We start from the raw sequence: 18,823 nt of genomic DNA, 5'->3' as shown, positions 1-18,823 counted from the left end.
CTTAGTCCTCCTCCTCCACCGGCTCGGCCCACAGGTCATGGTCTCCGGAGTCGGTGACCACCACCTCGATGAAATCGCCCGGGTCGAGTTCCCAGGCGCCGGGGATGACGACCACGCCGTCGATCTCCGGGGCGTCCCCCACACTGCGGGCGATCACCTCGTCGTCCCCCACCTCATCCACCAGGACCGTGAGCCGCTGCCCGATCCGGCCCGCCAGCTTCTCGGCGCTGATCTCGGCCTGCACCTCCATAAAGCGGGCCAGGCGCTCCTGCTTGACCTCCTCCGGCACCGGGTCGGGCAGGGCATTGGCCGTCGCCCCCGCCACCGCGGAGTAGGGGAAGCAGCCGACCCGGTCCAGGCGCGCGGCGCGGAGGAAGTCGAGCAGGGTCTCGAACTCCGCGTCAGTCTCCCCGGGGAAGCCGACGATAAAGGTGCTGCGCAGGACCAGGTCCGGGCAGATCGCCCGCCAGCGCTCCAGGCGCTCCAGGACGCGCTCCGCCGCGGCCGGCCGCTGCATGGCCTTGAGCACCCGCTCCGCGCCATGCTGCAGCGGCATATCCAGATAGGGCAGGATCACCCCGTCCGCCATCAACGGGATCAGCTCATCGACATGGGGGTAGGGGTAGACATAGTGCATCCGCACCCAGGCCGGCAGCTCGCCCAGGCAGCGGGCCAGGGTGACCAGGTCCGTCTTGAGCGGGCGGCCGTTCCAGAAGTCCGGCCGGTAGCGCAGGTCGAGCCCGTAGGCGCTGGTGTCCTGGGCGATGACCAGCAGCTCCCGCACCCCGGACTCCACCAGCCGTTCGGCCTCGGTCAGCACCTCGCCCAGCGGGCGACTGACCAGGTCCCCGCGCAGGCTCGGAATGATGCAGAAGCTGCAGCGGTGGTTGCAGCCCTCGGAGACCTTCAGATACGCATAGTGACGCGGGGTGAGCCGCACGCCCTGGGGCGGCACCAGGCTCTGGAAGGGGTCGTGGGGGGCGGGCAGTTCGTGGTGGACCGCGCTCATCACCGCGTCCAGGTCGTGCGGTCCGGTGATGGCGAGCACCCGCGGGTGGGCTTGGCGGACCAGCTCCGCGCGGGCGCCCAGGCAGCCGGTGACGATCACCCGGCCGTTCTCGGCCAGGGCCTCGCCGATGGCCTCCAAAGACTCCGCAACCGCCGCGTCGATGAAACCGCATGTGTTGACGATGACGAGCTGCGCGCCGTCGTAGCTGGGGGTGATCTCGTAACCCTCAGCGCGCAGGCGGGTCAGGATGTGCTCCGAGTCCACCGTCGCCTTGGGGCAGCCCAGGCTGACGAAACCGATGCGGGGCGGGCGGGCGGGGGTGTGCTCTGGTGTGGCCAAGGGGGTGGCTCCGGGATCGCGGGGATGAGTGTGGAAGGCCCTCGGCCTTCGACTCGGGTTGATGGGCATGGTATTGGCGGGGGGCGGGCGACACAAACGCTAAAGAAGGCCGGATGAGGCCGCCGGCCGGGAAATCCCCCCTTGCGACGGCCCGGCGATTGCGTAAGGATGCGGCGTTTACGCCCAGCCTATCCGGTAACGCCTTGGACATACTCCTCGCCAACCCACGCGGCTTCTGTGCCGGTGTCGACCGCGCCATCGCCATCGTCGAGCGCGTGCTCGACCTCTACGGTGCCCCGATCTATGTTCGCCACGAGGTGGTGCACAACCGCTTCGTGGTCGAAGGACTCAAGCAGCGCGGCGCCATCTTCATCGACGAACTCGACGAGGTCCCGGCCGGGGCCACCCTGATCTTCAGTGCCCACGGGGTCGCCCAGGCGGTGCGCGACGCGGCCCAGGCGCGCGGTTTCAGGCTGTTCGATGCCACCTGCCCGCTGGTGACCAAGGTCCACCTGGAGGTCGCCCGCCACTGCAAGGCCGACCTTGATGTCGTCCTCATCGGCCACCGCGGCCACCCGGAGGTCGAGGGGACCCTGGGCCAGTGCGTGGGCGACACCGGCCGCATCCACCTGGTGGAGTCGGCGGCCGATTGTGCTGGCCTTGAGATCCGGGACCCGGAGCGGGTCGCCTACGTGACCCAGACGACGCTGTCGGTGGACGACGCGGCCGCGATCATCGCGGCCCTGCATGAGCGCTTCCCGCAAATCCAGGGTCCCAAGCGCAGCGACATCTGCTATGCGACCCAGAACCGCCAGGACGCGGTGCGCGAACTGGCCGGGCGCTGCGACCTGCTGCTGGTGGTCGGCTCGCGCAACAGCTCCAACTCCAACCGCTTGCGGGAGCTGGCGGAAAAGCAGGGCTGCCCGGCCTGGCTCATCGACGGTCCGGAGGACATCGAGCGCGAGTGGATCGCGGCGGGCCAGCGGGTGGGCGTGACCGCCGGCGCGTCCGCCCCGGAGGTCCTGGTCGAGCAGGTCATCGCCCGCCTGCGGGAGTGGGGTGCGCAGGCGGTGGAGGAGCAGTCGGGCATCCGTGAACACATGGTGTTTCCGCTGCCGCGGGAGCTTGCGGGCGAGGGGGCGACGGGGGGCGTTTAGCTGATGACCTCCCGGGCCGGGGGCTGTAGGTCGCCCTCCAGGGCGATCCTTGGCGCCCGCTGTCTGCCTGGTCCATGGGCTGTCCTGGGGCCAAGCGCTGAGCTGACGGGAAAGTTGGCTCGTCCAGGTTGAGCCGTGGGGGCGCATCCCCTATACTCCCGAGTCCGGTGCGCCGATGTAGCTCAGCTGGTAGAGCAACTGATTCGTAATCAGTAGGTCGGCGGTTCGAATCCGCCCATCGGCTCCAATAAATCAAGGGCTTGCCAGAAATGGCAAGCCCTTTTTCTTTGTCGTGGCGCACTCACGGCGCACTAGCTCACAACACCCCACCACGAAGCGCACCGACCCGGCCCCGGGTTGAGCGATCCCAAGACACACGAAACCGCCCACCCGCGACCGGCAAAACCGGCCCCGAACAACGCCGTTTTTTTCTGAACTGCGCCGCCAGTGCGCCGCGGACCCGTGGCGCACCAACTAAGGACAATAAGAGCAAATGCTTAAGTAAAGCCAACACATGATTAGATATCAGGCGTTGGCATTTTTGGCCGTTTGTTGTACACTTTGGCCAGAGATAGACGGACCCCGGGACGGCGCCAACCGACCCGGGACCCTGACCACCACGTAACCTGTTTGAGAGGTTTCGCCATGGCTACCGCCAAGTATACCGCCCGCACCTGTCCGACCATGGGGGCCTGACCCATGGCCACCATCACCGAACGCACCGACAGCACTGGCGCCACGTCCTACCGTGTCGAGGTCCGGCTGAAAGGCTACCCTGCGCAACGCGCCACTTTCACCCGCAAGACCGACGCCAAGAAGTGGGCACAGACCACGGAAAGCGCGATCCGGGAGGGGCGGCACTTCGGCACGGTCGAGGCCAAGCGGCACACCCTGGCCGACCTGGTAGACCGCTACACCCGCGACGAGTTGCCCAAGAAGAAGGACAAGACCCAAGGTCCGCAGGTCCAACAACTGACCTGGTGGAAAGACCAGATTGGCGCCCGGACCCTGGCCGACGTGACCCCGGCCCTACTCGCGGAGTATCGCGACACCCTGAGCCGTGAGCCCGTCCAGACCAAGGCCAAGGACCCGACCCACGCCGGACCCGAGCGGTATCGCTCGCCAGCCACCGTTAACCGCTACCTTGCGGCCCTGTCGCACGCCTTCACCGTGGCCGTGAAGGAATGGGGGTGGATCGAGTTCAACCCGCTCTTGAAGGTAACGAAGCCCAAAGAGCCCCGCGGCCGGGTGCGGTTCCTGTCCGACGAAGAGCGCGAACGCTTCCTGACCGCCTGCCGGGAGTCGAGCAACCGCGACTTGTACCCCGCCGTTATTCTCGCCCTGTCCACCGGCGCCCGCCAGCAAGAAATCATGTGCTTGCGCTGGCCCCAGGTAGACCTTGTCCGCCGGGTTGCCACCCTGCACGAGACCAAGAACGGCGAGATTCGGGTTCTGCCCCTGGCCGGTCCCGCCCTGGAGTTGCTACGGGAGCGCGCCAAGGTCCGGTGCCTGGATACTGACCTGATCTTCCCAGGGCGCACCCGACCCCCGAAGCCCGTAGACCTGCGGACCCCGTTCGAGACGGCCCTGAAGCGCGCAGAGATTGAGGATTTCCACTGGCACGACTTGCGGCACACCGCGGCAAGCTACCTGGCCATGAACGGCGCGAGCCTTGCCGAGATTGCCGAAGTCTTGGGACACAAGACCTTGAGCATGGTTAAGCGGTATGCCCATTTGAGCGAGGCGCACACGGCAAGCGTAGTCGAGCGGATGAATCAGCGGTACTTTGGGGAGGGCGCAAAGTGAAACCGGACTATGCCTTTTGGGATCAACAACCCGAATATGTCACCCATGATGCCGCGTTTCTTTGCTGTGACCGCAACCCTCCCCAAGGAATAGACTTCAAGGATGCCGACTACCGCAAACTGGAAGTAATAGCCGCGCGCCTAAAGCGGGAAGTCCCATGCCGCGATGTCGGGAAAAGCGTCTATTTCCAGCGCTCCGACTTACGCGACTGGGCAGAGAGCACCGGGCAACGGTCGGCAATGCCCTTTCTCTTTCCCGAGGATCGGGCGGAGTCAGCCGGCGCAATCGGAGTAGTGCGGGGCTTGCCACAGCTTGGGGGCGCGATGCCTTCACTTGAGGCCAGCCATAAGAGCGTTGTCGTGACCGTCACGGGCCGGGAAGCAATCCCGGCGCGAGCCCTGCCGTTCGTGACCGCCTGGACGTTATCTCCTGACGCGGTTGCTGCCGAGTTGGCGCAACGCAAAGAAGCCCGGAAGTTGGCCAAGCGTTTACGCGCGTATCACCTGAGCGACAACGGCGACCTGGTTGAAATGCAGCCCAAAGAATGGGACATGGTTGTAAAAAACCTTAAGGCCCTGTCTGCGAGACTCGACGCGGCTGGTATGTCACGGGAAGAAAGCTATGCCTTCTGGCGGCGCGACTCGATTCTGTGCTTGCCCTCTGGTGTCTTTCTTTGGCGTGATGAATTCGACGGCGCCTTTTTCGGTGGCGACGTTTGGACCATAATGGATGAGCGTCCAGGCGACCGCGGATGGAGCGCAGTCCCAATGATACCGAACGAACTGCACAAAGCGGTTATGGAAGGATTCCAAGCCGAGAGGCCGAGCGATCAACTCGATCCGGCATTTGGGGCATTCCTCTCGGACGATGAGTCACCAATCACTACCCCCAGCAAGCGCCGCGCGACCAGGACCGAGGACACCTTGTACCGGGTCATTGGCGCACTGGCGCAAGCACTGGCTGAGGCGCAGCACAGCCCCAGGGTTCCGCTCATGGCGGACGGCAAGGCTTTTGCGGGCGGGGGAGTAAAGGGAACCGGAGTAGCGGGCTACCTCCTTGAACAAGGGCTTACGAGCCTGAAACCGACTGCCCTGCAAGACCACATCGGGACTGCCCTGAGGAACTACGAGCGCCCGCAACCAAGACCAGCGCAGAGCGACCCCGAAATAGGCCGCTGATCCGTCCCGCGCATCCCGTCTATCCCGTCTAACCCGCGGCGGGATGCTTCCGCCTTTACCCCTCGCTACAGTTGAAAACAATCAAGCCCAACCAAGGGCTTGCGTGTTCTAACCTTGGCGAGGAACTCCGATGCAACCCGATGTAACTACATCCGCCCCTGTCACCCTTCCGCCCCCGTCTCGTGTCTTTCTGACGGTCAAGCAACTGGCCCAACAACAACCCGCCCTGACCGAGGGCGGCACCCGTTGGGCGATCTTCAACGAGGACAACAACGGCCTGGCCGAGTCCGGTGCCGTCGTGCGTGTCGGTCGGCGCGTACTGATCGACCCGGAGATGTTCCTGGCGTGGATGCGGACCAGTCCGCAGTTGAGCCCCCCGAAGCCCAAGCCCGGACAGAAGGTCGCGCCCCGCCGTCGGTCCCTGCCGGCGCCCGTGGCGATCCTGGAGGCATCGGCATGACCACCCGGAGCAGCGACCGTCGCCAGTCCCGCCGCGCCAAGGCCCGCAACCGCTGGCCAGCCCCCAGAAACGAGAAAACCCGGCCGGGGGGCATCCGGTCGGGCTTGGAGCGGGGCGATCAACAAGCGTATTCTGTAGGCCGTCCGCGGAGGGTTGTCGAGACCCCCCGCGACTAAGCACCGACTGGTAAGAGTCCGTGCACCGGCAAGCATATGTTACCGCACCCGCGGGAAAACTGCGCCTGCCCCTGCCTGCCTTTCCGGTCGGTTCCCTACGCCAGAGGAACCGATCACATGACCAACACGACCGAGCGCCCCCCGGGGCCGCCACCCACCCCGCGAGCCCTCAAGGCCGCCATCGACCCGTTTGCGTTCTACGTCCGCGAGATCGAGCACGCCCCCGCCCTGAAGGTTAACGACAAGGGATGGTCGCAGCTTTTCCCCTGTCCCCTGCATACCGACCATGACGGGTCTTTCGCCGTGAGCGCCAAGACCGGCGCTTATCACTGCTTTGGATGCGGGGCCAAGGGCGGGAGCGTGATTGATTTCGCCATGGCCTATGACCGTCTGGACCTGGACCAAGCCCGCGCGGCCCTGTCCGAGCGTTATGGCGTCCAATGCGAGCCGTCCCCCGCCAAGTCCAACCCTAAGGCCACCGAGCCAACGGCACCGGCCCCTGAGCCCACCCCAACGGTACTGGCGCCGATACCGGCTGAGGCGCTGGCGATGCGCCCAACCACGGCCGGCAAGCTCGGTGAGCCGTCCGCCACCTGGGAGTACCGCGACAGCGACGGGCAACCCGTGGCCTATGTCCTGCGGTTCGACCACCCGGACGGGCGCAAGGAGTTCCGGCCCCAGACCTGGGACGGCACCCGCTGGACCTGGAAGGCGCCCGCCGTGCCCCGCCCGCTCTACCATCTGAACCTGCTGGCGGCCCGGCCTGGTGCCCCGGTCTTGATCGCAGAGGGCGAGAAGGCCGCCGATGCCGTAGCCGTGCTGGTGCCTGACTTGGTGGCCACCACGACCATGAACGGAGCGCAGAGCCCGGCAAAGTCGGACCTGTCTCCCCTGGCTGGCCGGCACGTCCGCATCTGGCCCGACCACGACGAGCCCGGGGCGCAGTATGCGCGCACGGTGTCGGCGCTGACCTATGCTGCCGGCGCGGCATCGGTCGAGGTCTTGGACTTGTCGAGCCTGGCCGACGAACTACCGCCGGGTTGGGACGCGGCCGATGCGCTGTCGGACGGGTGGACCGCTGACCGCCTAGCCGTCGCGAAGTGGGCGAAAATCGCCAATCCTTTCGTTATTTCCGAGGGAACCGGGGGAACCCAGGGAACTGCATTGATTCGAGAGGCGGTTTTAGGTTCCCCAACGGGGGAACCGCGAGGGAACCCGGGGGAACCGGGCCAGGGAACCGCCAAGGAAACTGCGCGAACCAAGCCCCCCGTCGACCGGCCCGGGTTTGATGTGCATGAGGACTGGACCGGGTTCGGCCCCCCAGGTCTGTACTGGCACGGCTACAAAGGGAAAGGCGACGAGGTGGAAGACGTAGACCAGTGGATATGCTCGCCACTCTATGCCGACGCCATCGCCCACGGTGAGCACGACGCCGACTATGGGTTGCTGCTGCGATTCCAGAACGCTTGCGGACGCTGGCGGGAATGGTCCATGCCCATGCGGTTGCTGAAGGGCAGCGGCGAAGAACTGCGCGGCGAACTCTTGGACCTGGGTGTCAGGATCGACCCCGTCAGTCACCGGCTACTGAATCAGTGCCTGATGAGTCGCCACCCTAAGCGGCGAGTCCTGGCCGCCACGTCCACCGGCTGGCATGGCGACGGGAGCATTTTTGTCCTCCCGGATCGCATCATTGGTTCGGGAGAGGTCCGCTACCAGTCCGAGCACGCCCAGCACGACGCGTTCAGCATGGGCGGCACCGCTGACGGCTGGCGGGAGGCCATCGCGGCCCGCTGCGTCGATAACCCCATGCTGGTGTTCAGCGTGGCTGCGGCCCTGGCTGGCCCCTTGCTGGCGAAGGTCCACCGGGTCGGTTGCGGGTTCCACTTCGTCGGCGACAGTTCCACCGGCAAGAGCACCCTGCTGACTGCCGGCGCCTCCTGTTGGGGCGGGGCCGGGTTCATCCGCACCTGGAAGGCCACCGGCAACGGCCTGGAAGGCGTGGCCGCCGCCCTGACTGATACCGCCCTGGTGCTGGACGAGATCAGCGAGGCGGACCCGCGCGAGATTGGGAGCATCGTCTACAGCATCGGCAACGGCACCGGCAAGAGCCGGGGCGCCCGCACGGGCGGGGCCAGAGCCGTGCAACGCTGGCGCGTGGTCCTGCTGTCGAGTGGCGAGCGGACCCTGACCGCGACCATGGCAGAGGGCGGGAAGGCCGCCAAGGCTGGCCAGGAAGCCCGCCTGTTGGACGTGCCCTGTGCCCGGCGCTTGGGGGTGTTCGACACGCTGCATGACCTGGCAGACGGACGCGCCCTCTCTGACGCCTTGCGCACCGCTGCGGCGGTCCACTACGGGCACGCCGGCCCCGCCTTCGTCGCCCGGATCATCGCCGATGCCAAGGATTGGGGCGACCTGTACGCCAAGACCTCCGCGCTACCCCAGTTTGCGGCCGACAACGAACTTGAGGGCCGGGCATCCGGTGCGTTCGCCCTGGTGGCCTTGGCCGGCGAGCTGGCGATTGAGTGGGGCATCGTCCCTTGGTCCGAAGGTGACGCCCTGGCCGCCGCGGTCGGCGCGTTCGCCGCCTGGAAGACCAACCGCCCCAAGGGGCACACCGAGACCCGCCAAGTCCTGCAATCGGTCGCGGACTTCATTGCGGCCCACGGGGATGCCCGCTTTTCGTCGCTGGCGTCCGAGGGAGACACCCGGCAACCAGTCACCCGGGACCGCGCCGGCTGGTGGAAGGACACGACGGCCGGGCGGGTCTACCTGTTCACCCCGGGTGGACTGCGAGAGGCGGCACCCGGGTTCGACTTCCGGCGCGTGCTGGAGGCCCTGGACGGTTCCAAGTGGATTGTGGAACGCGACGATGGCAAGCGGTCCAAGAAGGTGAAGGTACAGGGGCGATCCCAGGGCCTTTACGCCATCGCGCCCCAGGAGGATGCGGCATGAGCGTTGACGCACTGCTTGCGCGGCTGGCGGTTCTCTCTGCGGTTCCCCCGGTTCCCTCGCGGTTCCCTGGTGAGGGAACCGGGGAACCTTTTGTGAATCAATGCAGTTCCCCCGGTTCTCTGGGTTCCCCCGGAAAAATCGATAGTCAGGGCGAAATTTCCGACACCGCCCCCGACTGGCACGGGTTCAGTCTGTCCTATCTGGAAGCCGCCGCCGGTCCTGACTGGCCGGATATCCAGAACCGACCCGCCGTCCTTGAGTGCTGGGCCGGGCTGTTGCGCGCAACTGAGCCTGACCCATCGGCGCCGCGCTTCCGGTCCTGGTTGGTGACCTACGCCGACGGCTCGACCGAGCGACTGGCGTTCGACACGCCCGCGTGCCTGGCGGACGTGGTGTTTTGGCGCCCGGTGTCGGAGTCCATTGCACCCGAGGGCGCCGCATGATCAACGACTCCCGCGCCATGCTGTGCGCCACCATCAGCCGGGGCATCTGGCAGCGATTCGACCGAAAGAGCCGACCCGCCCCCGTGGCCGGCGCCCTGATACGCCTGTTTCTTGCAGGCCCGAAACAGAGGAAAACCCCCATGGCACAATTCCAGCCGGGAGAAACCGGCAACCCCAAGGGGCGGCCCCGCAAGCCGAAGCCCGAAGGCCCCGCCAAGCTGCGCGCCGACCTGCTGCGCGACGCACCCGACATCCTTGCCGCCCTGGTTGAGCAGGCCAAGAGCGGAGACCCGACCGCGGCAAGACTGGTGCTTGATCGGTGCCTGCCCGCCCTGCGGCCCACCGATGCGCCCGCGAACCTGCCCCCGGGCATTGAGGTGTCCGACCTGACCGGCGCCCCTGTGGCCGTTCTGAAGGCCCTGGCCGCCGGCGCCCTGTCACCCGATCAGGCCGCGACCATCGCCGGGGCATTGTCCGCACTGGTCAAGGTCCGGGAGTTCACCGAACTGGAAAGCCGCATCGCGGCCCTGGAGTCGAGGCGATGAAGCCACTTAGACCACGCATCGAGGCACTTGAGGGCGCCAAAATGACCGATGCAGAACTTTCCGCCGAATATGATCGGCTGTCCCGGCTGTACCGCGGCGACCTGGGCATGAAGTCAGTTATCGACCGCGTTGCAGCTAACCCGGGCTTGCCGTCGCTCGCTGACTCGATTCTGGCCGCTCGCAAGCGTGCCGGAATGAATCGGATCAGCGAATGAACATCAGTACCCGCATTGCTCGCCTGGAGGCCCAATCCGCCGTAGGAAAGGACCCGCGAACGATGACCGATCAGGAGCTTGATGCAGAAATCGCGCGCCTGAAACCGATATGCGCCGCGCTTCCCCCCGATCCGGAGATTGACGCGGAGATAGAGCGACTCCGGCGGAAACTTTACCCCCAAGAAGCGAGAGGCACAGATGAAACCGCTCAACACCCGCATTGAAGCACTGGAGGCACAAGCCGACCCGGCGCAATCGGTCCTGCTGGTCATTGGCGAGCCGACACCCGAGCAACAGGGTGCGATTGACTCCGGACGGGTTAGGGTCGCGGTTCACATTCCCGACAATGGCCGCGACAACTTGAGAGGCAGCGATGAGTAAACCCATTGAGCGACGCATCAAGGCGCTTGAGGCTCGCGACCCCGGCAACCGGGTTGTTGTCCTCTTCGCGCCGCCGACCGATGAGGAGGCCGCCGAGTATCTCCGGCAAGGCGCTCGACTCATGATGGTGAAGTTCGTGGAAGGCGCCAAGGACTTGGAGCAACAGCCATGATCCAACCGATTCGACGGCGCATTGAACGACTGGAAAAGACCGCGCCAGTCACTGAGAAGATCGACTTTTCCAGTCTGACCGACATTGAATTAGAGGTCTACCGATCCGCCTGTACCGATGTCGGTGCGTCGGCGATCACCCCCGACGAAGCCGCCGAACTGTGCGGCCTGGCGACCGCTGGCGTACCGTGCCCCTATCCGCTCCGGGGCGAACCGTCCGCGCACCCGCATCGTCTGCGCGTGCTGATCGGCGGCAAAGTCTTACTCCTGCGCTGGTTCGGGTTCCCCGGGCATCGCCCCTTGGGGTGGGAACGATACCTCTACGTCGGACCTGACGGGGCTTTGATGCGGGTAGGCGGCACCGCGGTATTTCCTGTGACCAAAAATGATCGTACCGCTGTCGGGATCAGAAAATAGAAGAAGCTCTGCGGGCTTTATCAAAAACTTCGGGGAATCCCGTGGGCAGTTTACTCAATCGAGACTGGCCTCAAGCTGAATTAAATGTACTGTCCCCGGAACGGTCAGCCTACGGCCCTTAGTGGTCCCAAGTCCCTTTAAGCATGGCTAGAATCAGCTCCTCGGCGTTCTCGAACGCTCGTGGGTCTTTAGGCGGAACGATGTAGCTGTCGGGGTCTTTTTCTAACAGGTTCTCCATTAAGTCGATCGCAAAGGCCATTGGGTTGTCGGTTCGCATTCCTCCTACCAGACCTTCGTCATAGAGGTAAGTCTCCAGCCATCGCATCGTTGCTGGCGGGTCGTCCTCTTGTCGCAACAGGTCTTCAAGCTTATCCATGAAGGGGTTCAGTACATCGCGCTGTGTCATCCGCTCAGGGTGAACCGGAACCGCGCCGGCAGCGGTCGCCTCGCCTTGCGCTAATTCAGAGCAAAGCCGTTCAAATTCTCTAAGCACAGTGGTCGGGTCGTCCATGTCAGACACATCCTGTCCGGCCTCGTCGAGCATATCCCGTGCGCTGTTGTACCAGGCCCGCAGGTAGGGCCGGAGTTCGGTCAGCGGTTTCGCCAAGTCTTCGGAGACGCGCTTTGCAAAATCAACGAACCGTTGCGTTCCGGTTTCGATGTAAGAGACAGACAGCGTCATGCCTGCCAGCATGGTGTTCGGGTCAAGCGCGGTTTGCGCGTGTTGACGGTTGGCCCTTGGGAGATCAACCGACGCCTCGGACGCCACGTCGATCTCTGCTGCCGGCGTCATCCCCATAGGATCGAATCCTGGGTAGCAGCGCAAGCCTTCGTACCAACTACGCAGGTACGGCCGCGACCCATCTCCAAGTTCTTGCACCATGGCGCGGGTGAAATCGGGATAGGCACGCGCGCCTGCCTCAAGGTGACGGACCGCAGCGACCACACCAGCCCGATAGAACTCTTGCCAGTGACTTGATGATCCTTGACTGTTGCTCCTGACCACTTTCTGAGATTCAGACTCAGCCATCGAAACCGACCTGGATGCATCCTCTTCCGTCAATCGCGCCGGTACCGCCACAGTGTCCCGAGCTTGCTTGTCCATCACTGCGCAAATTTCGTCCTCCGTCCACTGGCGCAGAACCATTCCCAAGTACTCAGGGAATCTTAAAGCGCTCCAATCCCACCGATCCGCGTAGTACTCGATCAGGGCCTCGCTCCACGGCAGCCCAGGGTTTCCGCTCAGTACCGACCAATTCCAGCGGTCCGCATACTGCTCAATGAGGCGTTCGGACCAAGGAAGCCCAGCGTTGCTGCTTAGACGATTGTGGTCCCAGCGGTCTGCATGTCGTGCGATCAGGTGCGCGGACCACGGAAGCCCGGCATTCGCAGCGAGCGCCTTCCAATCCCAACGTAGCGCACACTGCTCGATCAGTTCAAGGGTCCACGGCAACCCTTCATTCCAGCTCAGTCCACGCCAATCCCAGCGATCCGAATATCGCTTGATGAGTTCCAGAGACCATGGCAGTGCCTTATTCCGACTGAGCGCAGGCCAGCCCCACCGAGCTTTGTAATGCTCAATTAACGCTTCGGACCAAGGAAGTGACTCGTTACTGCTGAGGAAAGACTTCCAACCCCAGCGATCAGCATAACGATCAATAAGCGACCGTGTCCAAGGCAACCCTTTATTGGCGCTGAGCATTTCGAAATCCCACCGGCCTGCATATCGCGCGATTAGCCCATCGGTCCACGGCAGTGAGTCATTATTGCTCAAGACCTTCCAATCCCACCGATCCGTATACCGCTCGATCAGTGTGGCGGTCCACGGTAGATGATCGCCCATGCTGAGGCCAAAAAAACCCCAGTGCCACCGATAAAAGTGGCGTTCGATCAGTGTTTCGGTCCACGGTACGCCATCGTTCAAGCTAAGGCCGTGCGCCCCCCAATTCCATTGATCGACATACCGTTCTATCAATGTGCTGGTCCAAGCGATCCTCTTGTTGACACTAAGGCGCGCCCAATCCCACCTATCCCGGTACTTTTCGATCAGCCCCTCGCTTAGCGGGTAATAGTTAGAAACCGCGTTTATGAATATTTCCCGCGCCTGTGGATGTGTCGCAAAGAACTCGATATATCGCTCTTTCTCAATCCGCGCGAGCGCCTGCCCGGCAATGTGCAATTGCCGGTTGGCAATGGCCAGCGTCTTGGGGCTACGGGCAACCAGTGCGCTGGGATTGGACTCAGGCGCCTTGTTCATGCTGGGCAAGCTCCGCTTCCAGTTGTTCAATCGCCCGTTCCAGCGCAACCCGCTGTTCGGCGAAATAGGCGTCCCAGTCGGTCAGGTCCTTGAGCGTGCGGTAGGTGTCCGCGCGGCGCAGTTGATGGACCTGGGTAGCGAGCTGATCCAGGTCGCGGCGCAGTACCGTGATGGCGTGGCCCAGTGACTCGGCTTCGGTCAGGGTCAGGGAGCGGTCGACGAACAGGTGCCCCTCGCGTACCGCGGCATGGATGGCGCGCACGCCCCCCAGATCGTTGTTGCGGTAGGCGGCCTGGAGTTGAACGAAGAGCCGGTTGGCGTGGTTGCGGTCGGCCTCGCCCACCTTGTCCGGGTGGCACTTCTGGCTGGCCTGTTGATAGAGGCGTTTGAGTTCCCGCAGGTCATCGGGCGGGAGTTGCGGGGCCGCCGGGGTTTCGCGGGCGGCCTCGTTGGCGTCGCGGTATTCCTCGTAGTCGGCGCGGGCGCTGTCGGCTTGTGCTTCGGCATCCCTCTCGGTCGTGGCCTGGCGGCGGAGCTTGTCCGCGCGTAGCTCCAAATAACGGGTAATCAGGTCCCCGATCTCGTGACTGGTGCGCAGGGAGAAGGCATGAATCAGCCGCTCGATCTCGGCCTTGTCGTCGGACAGGGCGGTGACCTGATACTCCAGGCCGCGCAGGGTCAGGCGCAGGTCGGTGATTTCCTGGTCCGTGGCGATGGTCAGGGCCGTGGCGTGCTTCAGGTACTCGTCGATCCAGGTCAGTGCCGTGGCGGTGTCGCGGCCTTGCAGGGCGGTAAAGAGCGGTTCGAGACGGGCCGCGGCGCCCGCGGGGCGGAGTTTGTCGAGTTGTGGGGCGAGGGTGTCCCACTCGTCGAACAACAGGAGGTTGCGGACGATCTCCAGACGGCGGCGAATCTGGGCCTGGTCGATGGCCGGTGTGCCGTGGCCATGCTTGCACAGGAGCGCATCGAAGGCGGTCAGGTAGTCGGCGGCGATCCCGCTATCAACGTCGTCACCGGCGGCAATGACGGTGATGCTTTCGTCGTTGTCCTGTGCCCGCTTGGTCCAGTTGTAGGACCCGATGATGACGGTCGCGCGGTCGATGACACAGAACTTGTGGTGCATGATCGGGTCGCGGTCGCCGCCCGTGGCGATCAGGAAGACTTCACCGCCGCAGTCCTGCAAGCGCTGGAAGTTGAGCCGTCCCGGCCCGACGTTGATCCGGTCGCCGAGGACCGCGAGGCGCACCCGCAGGCCCCGCCCGGCCTGTCGGCACAGCACGTCGAAGAGGTCGCGATCGGTGAACCAGGCGACCGCAACGACGATTTCTTGCGTCGCCGCGCTCAACCGCCTGGCGATCTCTTGGGGGATGTTCTCGAAATGGGCGGTCGTTTCCATGTGCTGTCCGTTGACTGCCTGACGAGTGGGGAGGGAAACCCCTCGGGGCCTTGCATGCCTTGGATGGTCGATGCCTGCCCGCCGATGGGCATCGTACCGAAGCCCAAGGGCCAAGCCAAATGTCCGGCTCTGGTCCCGGCCGGCAACACTCGGCCGACTGTGGATCGCCGGTCCGACGAAGCGCACAGTGAGCGCGGACGCGGCTACATGATCGGTGCAATGGACGCGGCAGACCGCCCCGCATGGGGGGACGCACGCCGCCATCGGCGGGGTTGTGGACTGCGCCAGAATGCCAGCGTGGCACTTGTTCACGGCGATGGGTGACGCTCTGGAGCCTGCCGCCACCACCTGAACCGTATCGCTCCCAGCTACCTAGCCCGCCCCGTCCGGGCATTTCTTGAGGCCGGGTAAAACGGGCGCATCGCGCGACGGGGCGACCTCCCAGGCCGCACACCGTCTTAAACCTCAAGACACTAGGCACTCCAGCTTGCGTATCTCAGGCGGATTATGATTCGCTGTATCGATCAACAGGACTTCAGATGACAGCCGAATCAACCGCCGGTGCCTGTCTTAAGCTCGTCATGGCAAGCTTGAGCTTCGAGCCGTTCCGCGGCGACATTCGCCGCAAGCTCGCGCAGAAATCGCTTCTTCTCGCTGTCTGCAAAGCGCGTAAGAACTTGCCGCATCAGGGGCTGATACCCCAATCCGTTCAAGTCTGCAATGAGTTTGAAATCTTCGATCAACGATTTCTGTAGGCGGATCGAGATCGGTTGTAACTCAAGGGACGTATCAATGGCCGCTTCCGAATCGGCCGATGTCACAGGTAATGGCTCGGCGAAATTAGGATCGCTGCCAAGTTCCCCGGTGTCCCACAACTCGTCACTGCCTGGGAGTTTGCACTTGGATGTCATTTGCTTAACCTCATTCGCAAGAGCGCGACCCAATGGTCGCAATTACGGCTCGTAAGTTAACCGAACCGGCCGTAAATCTTTTCTTCAGTTGGGTTTGGATCGTAGGCCGTCTTAACGATCACATTGGAATCTTTCGGGATGAAAGCAATTTTGAGCTTTCTTCCATAATCTGTCTCTGCAATAAACCACCGAGTGGGTGGGTCGGTCTGATTATTTTCCCTGGAGTCGATGAGATAGTTGCCGGATCGATTAGCAAAGCACTGCAAAATCTCGGACTCGGTAACTGGCGGAGTCTTTTGCGCGAGCTTTGCACGTACCTGGGGCGAAATAACCAAACCCATTGTGGATCAATCTCCGTATTCACGCTGTATGTGTACGCTGCTGGCAGAGGTACACGCACACGCTCCCTCGCAAACTCAGGCGTGCCAGGCATGTTCACCTTGCTTGTCCCTAACTGTATATACAAAACTCGTGAAGCTCAAGGCTAGCTTACGTGTGGTCGGTAGCAGTCGCCCGGCTCCACCTGGCCAGCTACTCCATAGAATGCCAGACACTAGCTTGTGTGTACGGCGGGCGCCTGCAACCCAACTGAACCCTGGCCAAGCCGCCATGACTTCGGCCCCTGCAAGCCTTCCAGGCTGGCACATAAATCAAAGGGGGCAGTCTTAGTCGTGGCGCACTGGTGGCGCACTTGCTCGCAAATATCGGCACTTACCCACAAGCAAGCGCAACAACCGAGACGACGTAAAAGGCTGTTTTTCTTGCTGTCCTTTGTTGTACAATGTGGTATACACACGATTCGTAATCAGTAGGTCGGCGGTTCGAATCCGCCCATCGGCTCCAAGTAAAACAAGGGTTTAGCTTCACGGCTACGCCCTTTTTTCTTGTCCGGGGGCAAAGTGGTCCCCGTTCTGGTCCCCGTTTCTCGGTTGATGGGTTTCCCGGCAGGGTGTCCCCGTCCCCTGGGAACCATCGCCAGCCGTACACACTGAACCCGGTTTATCGCAGTCCAGGTGCAGCGTGTGCGGTCGCGCTCGTCACCCGGTGGAAGCCAGCCGGCAGGATCGCGCGGACCTCGACCCGACCACGATTTAGGGCCCGTCGCTTGATCCCGCTCACCAGCCGCAACCCGGCCTTGAAATCCGGCTTCCGTGAAGGGTCGATTCTGAAACGCGACCCTTGTGCTTGAGCCGTACACAGCGCACCAAGCCGGTGCAGAGTACCCCGCTCACCAGGGGGCCGACACACGCGCGCCAGAGACTCACCGTCTGATCCACCGTCAAAACCGTCACAGCCAGGCACCGCCGGAGCATCCGCCCTTGGCCGTGACGCAGTGGAACAGGTAGCGCCTCAACTTGCAGGAAGTACCGCTATGGGGTGGCGATCCCGCACCCCATCGGCAGCCGTACACCCCGCCGGTGCCCAGTCGCCATACACACTTGACGATAGGGCACGCGCTTTGCATTAAGCATGAGCCGTGCCACAGGCAAAACCTATCAATCAGGGGTCGGCGTGTACGGGTCGGCGGGTGTGTATGGGGGGGCGTGTCATCGGTCAGCAGTTCGAGGGCTGCGCGAATGTTGAGAAAGCAAGAAATCCAGCAGGACCCCATCCCATCCACTATGCTTACGTTGATCTCAACCTCACAGGAAAAACCATGAGACTCGCATTGCTCGTTCTCGCATCCCTCCTGGCCTCCACCCCCGCCATGGCTGACACCCTTGTCCAATTCGACGACGGCAGCACCGCTTGGCAAGGCCCGAGCGGCGATATGTACGGCCGGACCGACGGCACCCAGTCGCGCAACCAGGATTACTCCTACCGCAACTATCACCCGTCTGGTAGCGCGCCTGCTGGCCAGTCTGCGTTCGGCTCTGACGGTCGCTTCTACGCGCCTGCTGGCCAAGATCAGGTGATGGACACGCGAACTGGGCAATTTGTTCGTACGCGATGACTCATCTCTTGCTGGCTCCGACTAGGGCCGGTTGGTCATCAACAAAAAGCCCGCACACGGCGGGCTCGGTGGATGGGAGCGGTAGGTGGTCAGGCGGTGGTGGGCGACGCCTCAGCAGTCGTGCCGGGCGCGTCATGGCTGGCGATGTTCAGCAGCGACCCAAGGACTTCGCCCGTCGTCACCAGGAAGTCACCGAACGTCGTTAGGTCGGCCGGCCCAAGCTGTTTGGCGTCGCAGTGGATCAGCATCTTGCCAATAACCCCAAGGCCAGACGCCAGACTGAACGCGGCGGTTTCTGCGGCTTCGCGGTCTTGCTCGGTGGTGCTCAGCAGGTGCCCATTGCGATGCAGCAGCGATCCAAGGCCAGAGTAAGGGGTGAAGGTGTCGGTGTTCATGCTGTCACCTTCGCGGCGCCTGTCTCGACTAGGGCGTCAAGGTCGCTTGCCCAGCCAGACAACAACGAGTGAATCCCGTCCGGGCGTCCAATGTCTTTGGTCTGGCCGATCAGGTTGCCGATGCAGATCATTTCCAAGGCGATGCGTGACAGTTCGTCGGCGGCGTCGCCGGTCAAGGGGGAGGTGTTCGTGGTCATCATGGGGTCAATCTCCGGTTGCTGGCGATTGACCGCGGGAGGGCGGGCATAGGCACGACAGACGGACTCCGGGCGGGGTCCTGGCAGTCACCACGACGGACGCCAGACGACGGGCCGGGGTGCTGTACAATCTGTAGTGCCGGTGCTCAACCGTTAGCGCGGTCGGTCTTTGTGCTGGTGGCCCTGCGAAGGCCACCAGCGACGGCGCCAATCTTGCGCCAAATCCCGCCGTCCCTGCAAGACCCACGTCGTCAAGCCGTCGCCTGATCTTCCGCGAATAGCCGCCGCGGTCCGATCCCGTGCTGTGCGACGTGTGCACGGGCTTCCTCGGGCGTCATCCGTCCGTCGCCTATCGACTCAAGGATTATCCGAAGCTCTGCCCGTTCCTCCCGGGTCAGACCGCTGAAATCGGGCTTGTACTGAATGGGGGTGGACTGCTCCAGTGCCTCAATCCGTCGTTCAAT

20 protein-coding genes and 1 tRNA gene are annotated in these 18,823 nt (G+C 63.6%); 13 read left to right on the top strand and 8 right to left on the bottom strand.

The genetic code is table 11. The annotated features are described in order from the left end of the window. Position 1 precedes the first annotated feature (1 nt). Positions 2-1,348, bottom strand: coding sequence for a 30S ribosomal protein S12 methylthiotransferase RimO (rimO, locus tag QZY44_RS18635; RefSeq protein WP_295449653.1), 1,347 nt, complete (start codon positions 1,346-1,348; stop codon positions 2-4). Between the two features lie 203 nt (positions 1,349-1,551). On the opposite strand from rimO, the gene ispH reads away from it, so the two are divergent. The 12 genes from ispH to QZY44_RS18575 all read left to right on the top strand — a co-directional run bounded on the left by ispH (position 1,552) and on the right by QZY44_RS18575 (position 11,249). Continuing rightward, entirely contained in the window at positions 1,552-2,505 is a 954-nt protein-coding gene (gene ispH / locus QZY44_RS18630; RefSeq protein ID WP_295449650.1) for a 4-hydroxy-3-methylbut-2-enyl diphosphate reductase, read from the top strand. A gap of 171 nt (positions 2,506-2,676) precedes the next feature. Next, positions 2,677-2,752: transfer RNA gene (locus QZY44_RS18625), tRNA-Thr, on the top strand. A gap of 452 nt (positions 2,753-3,204) precedes the next feature. Beyond that, on the top strand, positions 3,205-4,311 hold the full coding sequence (locus QZY44_RS18620) for a site-specific integrase (protein WP_295449647.1): 1,107 nt from the start codon (positions 3,205-3,207) through the stop codon (positions 4,309-4,311). Next, positions 4,308-5,489 carry a hypothetical protein gene (locus QZY44_RS18615; protein WP_295449644.1) on the top strand — a complete coding sequence of 394 codons (1,182 nt, stop codon included), beginning with the start codon at positions 4,308-4,310 and terminating at the stop codon, positions 5,487-5,489. The genes QZY44_RS18620 and QZY44_RS18615 overlap by 4 nt, the downstream gene beginning before the upstream one ends. A gap of 130 nt (positions 5,490-5,619) precedes the next feature. Further along, complete coding sequence (locus QZY44_RS18610) at positions 5,620-5,949, top strand: hypothetical protein (RefSeq protein ID WP_295449641.1); 330 nt, start codon at positions 5,620-5,622, stop codon at positions 5,947-5,949. Positions 5,950-6,242: 293 nt separating this feature from the next. After that, positions 6,243-9,077, top strand: a complete 2,835-nt coding sequence (locus QZY44_RS18605; RefSeq protein WP_295449638.1) for a DUF927 domain-containing protein — start codon at positions 6,243-6,245, stop codon at positions 9,075-9,077. Between the two features lie 92 nt (positions 9,078-9,169). Continuing rightward, positions 9,170-9,520, top strand: coding sequence for a hypothetical protein (locus tag QZY44_RS18600; protein WP_295449636.1), 351 nt, complete (start codon positions 9,170-9,172; stop codon positions 9,518-9,520). Positions 9,521-9,660: 140 nt separating this feature from the next. Continuing rightward, positions 9,661-10,065 carry a DUF5681 domain-containing protein gene (locus QZY44_RS18595; protein ID WP_295449633.1) on the top strand — a complete coding sequence of 135 codons (405 nt, stop codon included), beginning with the start codon at positions 9,661-9,663 and terminating at the stop codon, positions 10,063-10,065. After that, entirely contained in the window at positions 10,062-10,280 is a 219-nt protein-coding gene (locus QZY44_RS18590) for a hypothetical protein (RefSeq protein ID WP_295449630.1), read from the top strand. The genes QZY44_RS18595 and QZY44_RS18590 overlap by 4 nt, the downstream gene beginning before the upstream one ends. A 198-nt stretch (positions 10,281-10,478) precedes the next feature. Then, positions 10,479-10,661, top strand: coding sequence for a hypothetical protein (locus QZY44_RS18585; protein ID WP_295449627.1), 183 nt, complete (start codon positions 10,479-10,481; stop codon positions 10,659-10,661). Next, entirely contained in the window at positions 10,654-10,833 is a 180-nt protein-coding gene (locus QZY44_RS18580; protein ID WP_295449624.1) for a hypothetical protein, read from the top strand. The genes QZY44_RS18585 and QZY44_RS18580 overlap by 8 nt, the downstream gene beginning before the upstream one ends. Beyond that, the gene (locus tag QZY44_RS18575; protein WP_295449621.1) at positions 10,830-11,249 is read left to right on the top strand and encodes a hypothetical protein; all 420 of its coding nucleotides are present in this window, start codon (positions 10,830-10,832) and stop codon (positions 11,247-11,249) included. The genes QZY44_RS18580 and QZY44_RS18575 overlap by 4 nt, the downstream gene beginning before the upstream one ends. Before the next feature lie 118 nt (positions 11,250-11,367). Here the strand turns inward: QZY44_RS18575 and QZY44_RS18570 are convergent, their stop codons facing one another. The 4 genes from QZY44_RS18570 to QZY44_RS18555 all read right to left on the bottom strand — a co-directional run bounded on the left by QZY44_RS18570 (position 11,368) and on the right by QZY44_RS18555 (position 16,154). Next, positions 11,368-13,506: a hypothetical protein gene (locus tag QZY44_RS18570; RefSeq protein ID WP_295449618.1), complete on the bottom strand. Its 2,139-nt coding sequence runs from the start codon at positions 13,504-13,506 to the stop codon at positions 11,368-11,370. Continuing rightward, entirely contained in the window at positions 13,490-14,902 is a 1,413-nt protein-coding gene (locus tag QZY44_RS18565) for a phospholipase D-like domain-containing protein (RefSeq protein ID WP_295449615.1), read from the bottom strand. Before QZY44_RS18565 ends, QZY44_RS18570 begins: the two co-directional genes overlap by 17 nt. A gap of 551 nt (positions 14,903-15,453) precedes the next feature. Next, on the bottom strand, positions 15,454-15,813 hold the full coding sequence (locus QZY44_RS18560; protein WP_295449612.1) for a hypothetical protein: 360 nt from the start codon (positions 15,811-15,813) through the stop codon (positions 15,454-15,456). Between the two features lie 56 nt (positions 15,814-15,869). Beyond that, the gene (locus QZY44_RS18555) at positions 15,870-16,154 is read right to left on the bottom strand and encodes a hypothetical protein (RefSeq protein ID WP_295449610.1); all 285 of its coding nucleotides are present in this window, start codon (positions 16,152-16,154) and stop codon (positions 15,870-15,872) included. 1,316 nt (positions 16,155-17,470) lie between these two features. Between QZY44_RS18555 and QZY44_RS18550 the strand changes: the two genes are divergently transcribed. Continuing rightward, entirely contained in the window at positions 17,471-17,767 is a 297-nt protein-coding gene (locus QZY44_RS18550) for a hypothetical protein (protein WP_295449607.1), read from the top strand. A gap of 89 nt (positions 17,768-17,856) precedes the next feature. Here QZY44_RS18550 and QZY44_RS18545 read toward each other — a convergent pair whose 3' ends face one another. The 3 genes from QZY44_RS18545 to QZY44_RS18535 all read right to left on the bottom strand — a co-directional run. After that, positions 17,857-18,162: a hypothetical protein gene (locus tag QZY44_RS18545; protein WP_295449604.1), complete on the bottom strand. Its 306-nt coding sequence runs from the start codon at positions 18,160-18,162 to the stop codon at positions 17,857-17,859. Then, positions 18,159-18,362 carry a hypothetical protein gene (locus QZY44_RS18540; RefSeq protein ID WP_295449601.1) on the bottom strand — a complete coding sequence of 68 codons (204 nt, stop codon included), beginning with the start codon at positions 18,360-18,362 and terminating at the stop codon, positions 18,159-18,161. Before QZY44_RS18540 ends, QZY44_RS18545 begins: the two co-directional genes overlap by 4 nt. Positions 18,363-18,610: 248 nt before the next feature. Next, positions 18,611-18,823, bottom strand: a 213-nt coding sequence (locus QZY44_RS18535) for a hypothetical protein (RefSeq protein ID WP_295449598.1), incomplete at its 5' end; no start/stop codon positions are given.

Source organism: uncultured Thiodictyon sp. (assembly GCA_903837595.1).
In the GTDB taxonomy this organism is placed as follows: Bacteria; Pseudomonadota; Gammaproteobacteria; order Chromatiales; family Chromatiaceae; genus Thiodictyon.
The sequence above is the reverse complement of the archived record's forward strand: the minus strand, read 5'-3'. Positions and strand labels throughout refer to the sequence as shown.

Excerpts from the sequence above, each read along its gene's own strand:
- QZY44_RS18620 (WP_295449647.1), top strand. The coding sequence starts at position 3,205 with ATGGCCACCATCACCGAACGCACCGACAGCACTGGCGCCACGTCCTAC.
- QZY44_RS18610 (WP_295449641.1), top strand. The coding sequence starts at position 5,620 with ATGCAACCCGATGTAACTACATCCGCCCCTGTCACCCTTCCGCCCCCG.
- QZY44_RS18605 (WP_295449638.1), top strand. The coding sequence starts at position 6,243 with ATGACCAACACGACCGAGCGCCCCCCGGGGCCGCCACCCACCCCGCGA.
- QZY44_RS18595 (WP_295449633.1), top strand. The coding sequence starts at position 9,661 with ATGGCACAATTCCAGCCGGGAGAAACCGGCAACCCCAAGGGGCGGCCC.
- QZY44_RS18590 (WP_295449630.1), top strand. The coding sequence starts at position 10,062 with ATGAAGCCACTTAGACCACGCATCGAGGCACTTGAGGGCGCCAAAATG.
- QZY44_RS18585 (WP_295449627.1), top strand. The coding sequence starts at position 10,479 with ATGAAACCGCTCAACACCCGCATTGAAGCACTGGAGGCACAAGCCGAC.
- QZY44_RS18580 (WP_295449624.1), top strand. The coding sequence starts at position 10,654 with ATGAGTAAACCCATTGAGCGACGCATCAAGGCGCTTGAGGCTCGCGAC.
- QZY44_RS18575 (WP_295449621.1), top strand. The coding sequence starts at position 10,830 with ATGATCCAACCGATTCGACGGCGCATTGAACGACTGGAAAAGACCGCG.
- QZY44_RS18570 (WP_295449618.1), bottom strand. The coding sequence starts at position 13,506 with ATGAACAAGGCGCCTGAGTCCAATCCCAGCGCACTGGTTGCCCGTAGC.
- QZY44_RS18565 (WP_295449615.1), bottom strand. The coding sequence starts at position 14,902 with ATGGAAACGACCGCCCATTTCGAGAACATCCCCCAAGAGATCGCCAGG.
- QZY44_RS18560 (WP_295449612.1), bottom strand. The coding sequence starts at position 15,813 with ATGACATCCAAGTGCAAACTCCCAGGCAGTGACGAGTTGTGGGACACC.
- QZY44_RS18555 (WP_295449610.1), bottom strand. The coding sequence starts at position 16,154 with ATGGGTTTGGTTATTTCGCCCCAGGTACGTGCAAAGCTCGCGCAAAAG.
- QZY44_RS18550 (WP_295449607.1), top strand. The coding sequence starts at position 17,471 with ATGAGACTCGCATTGCTCGTTCTCGCATCCCTCCTGGCCTCCACCCCC.
- QZY44_RS18545 (WP_295449604.1), bottom strand. The coding sequence starts at position 18,162 with ATGAACACCGACACCTTCACCCCTTACTCTGGCCTTGGATCGCTGCTG.
- QZY44_RS18540 (WP_295449601.1), bottom strand. The coding sequence starts at position 18,362 with ATGATGACCACGAACACCTCCCCCTTGACCGGCGACGCCGCCGACGAA.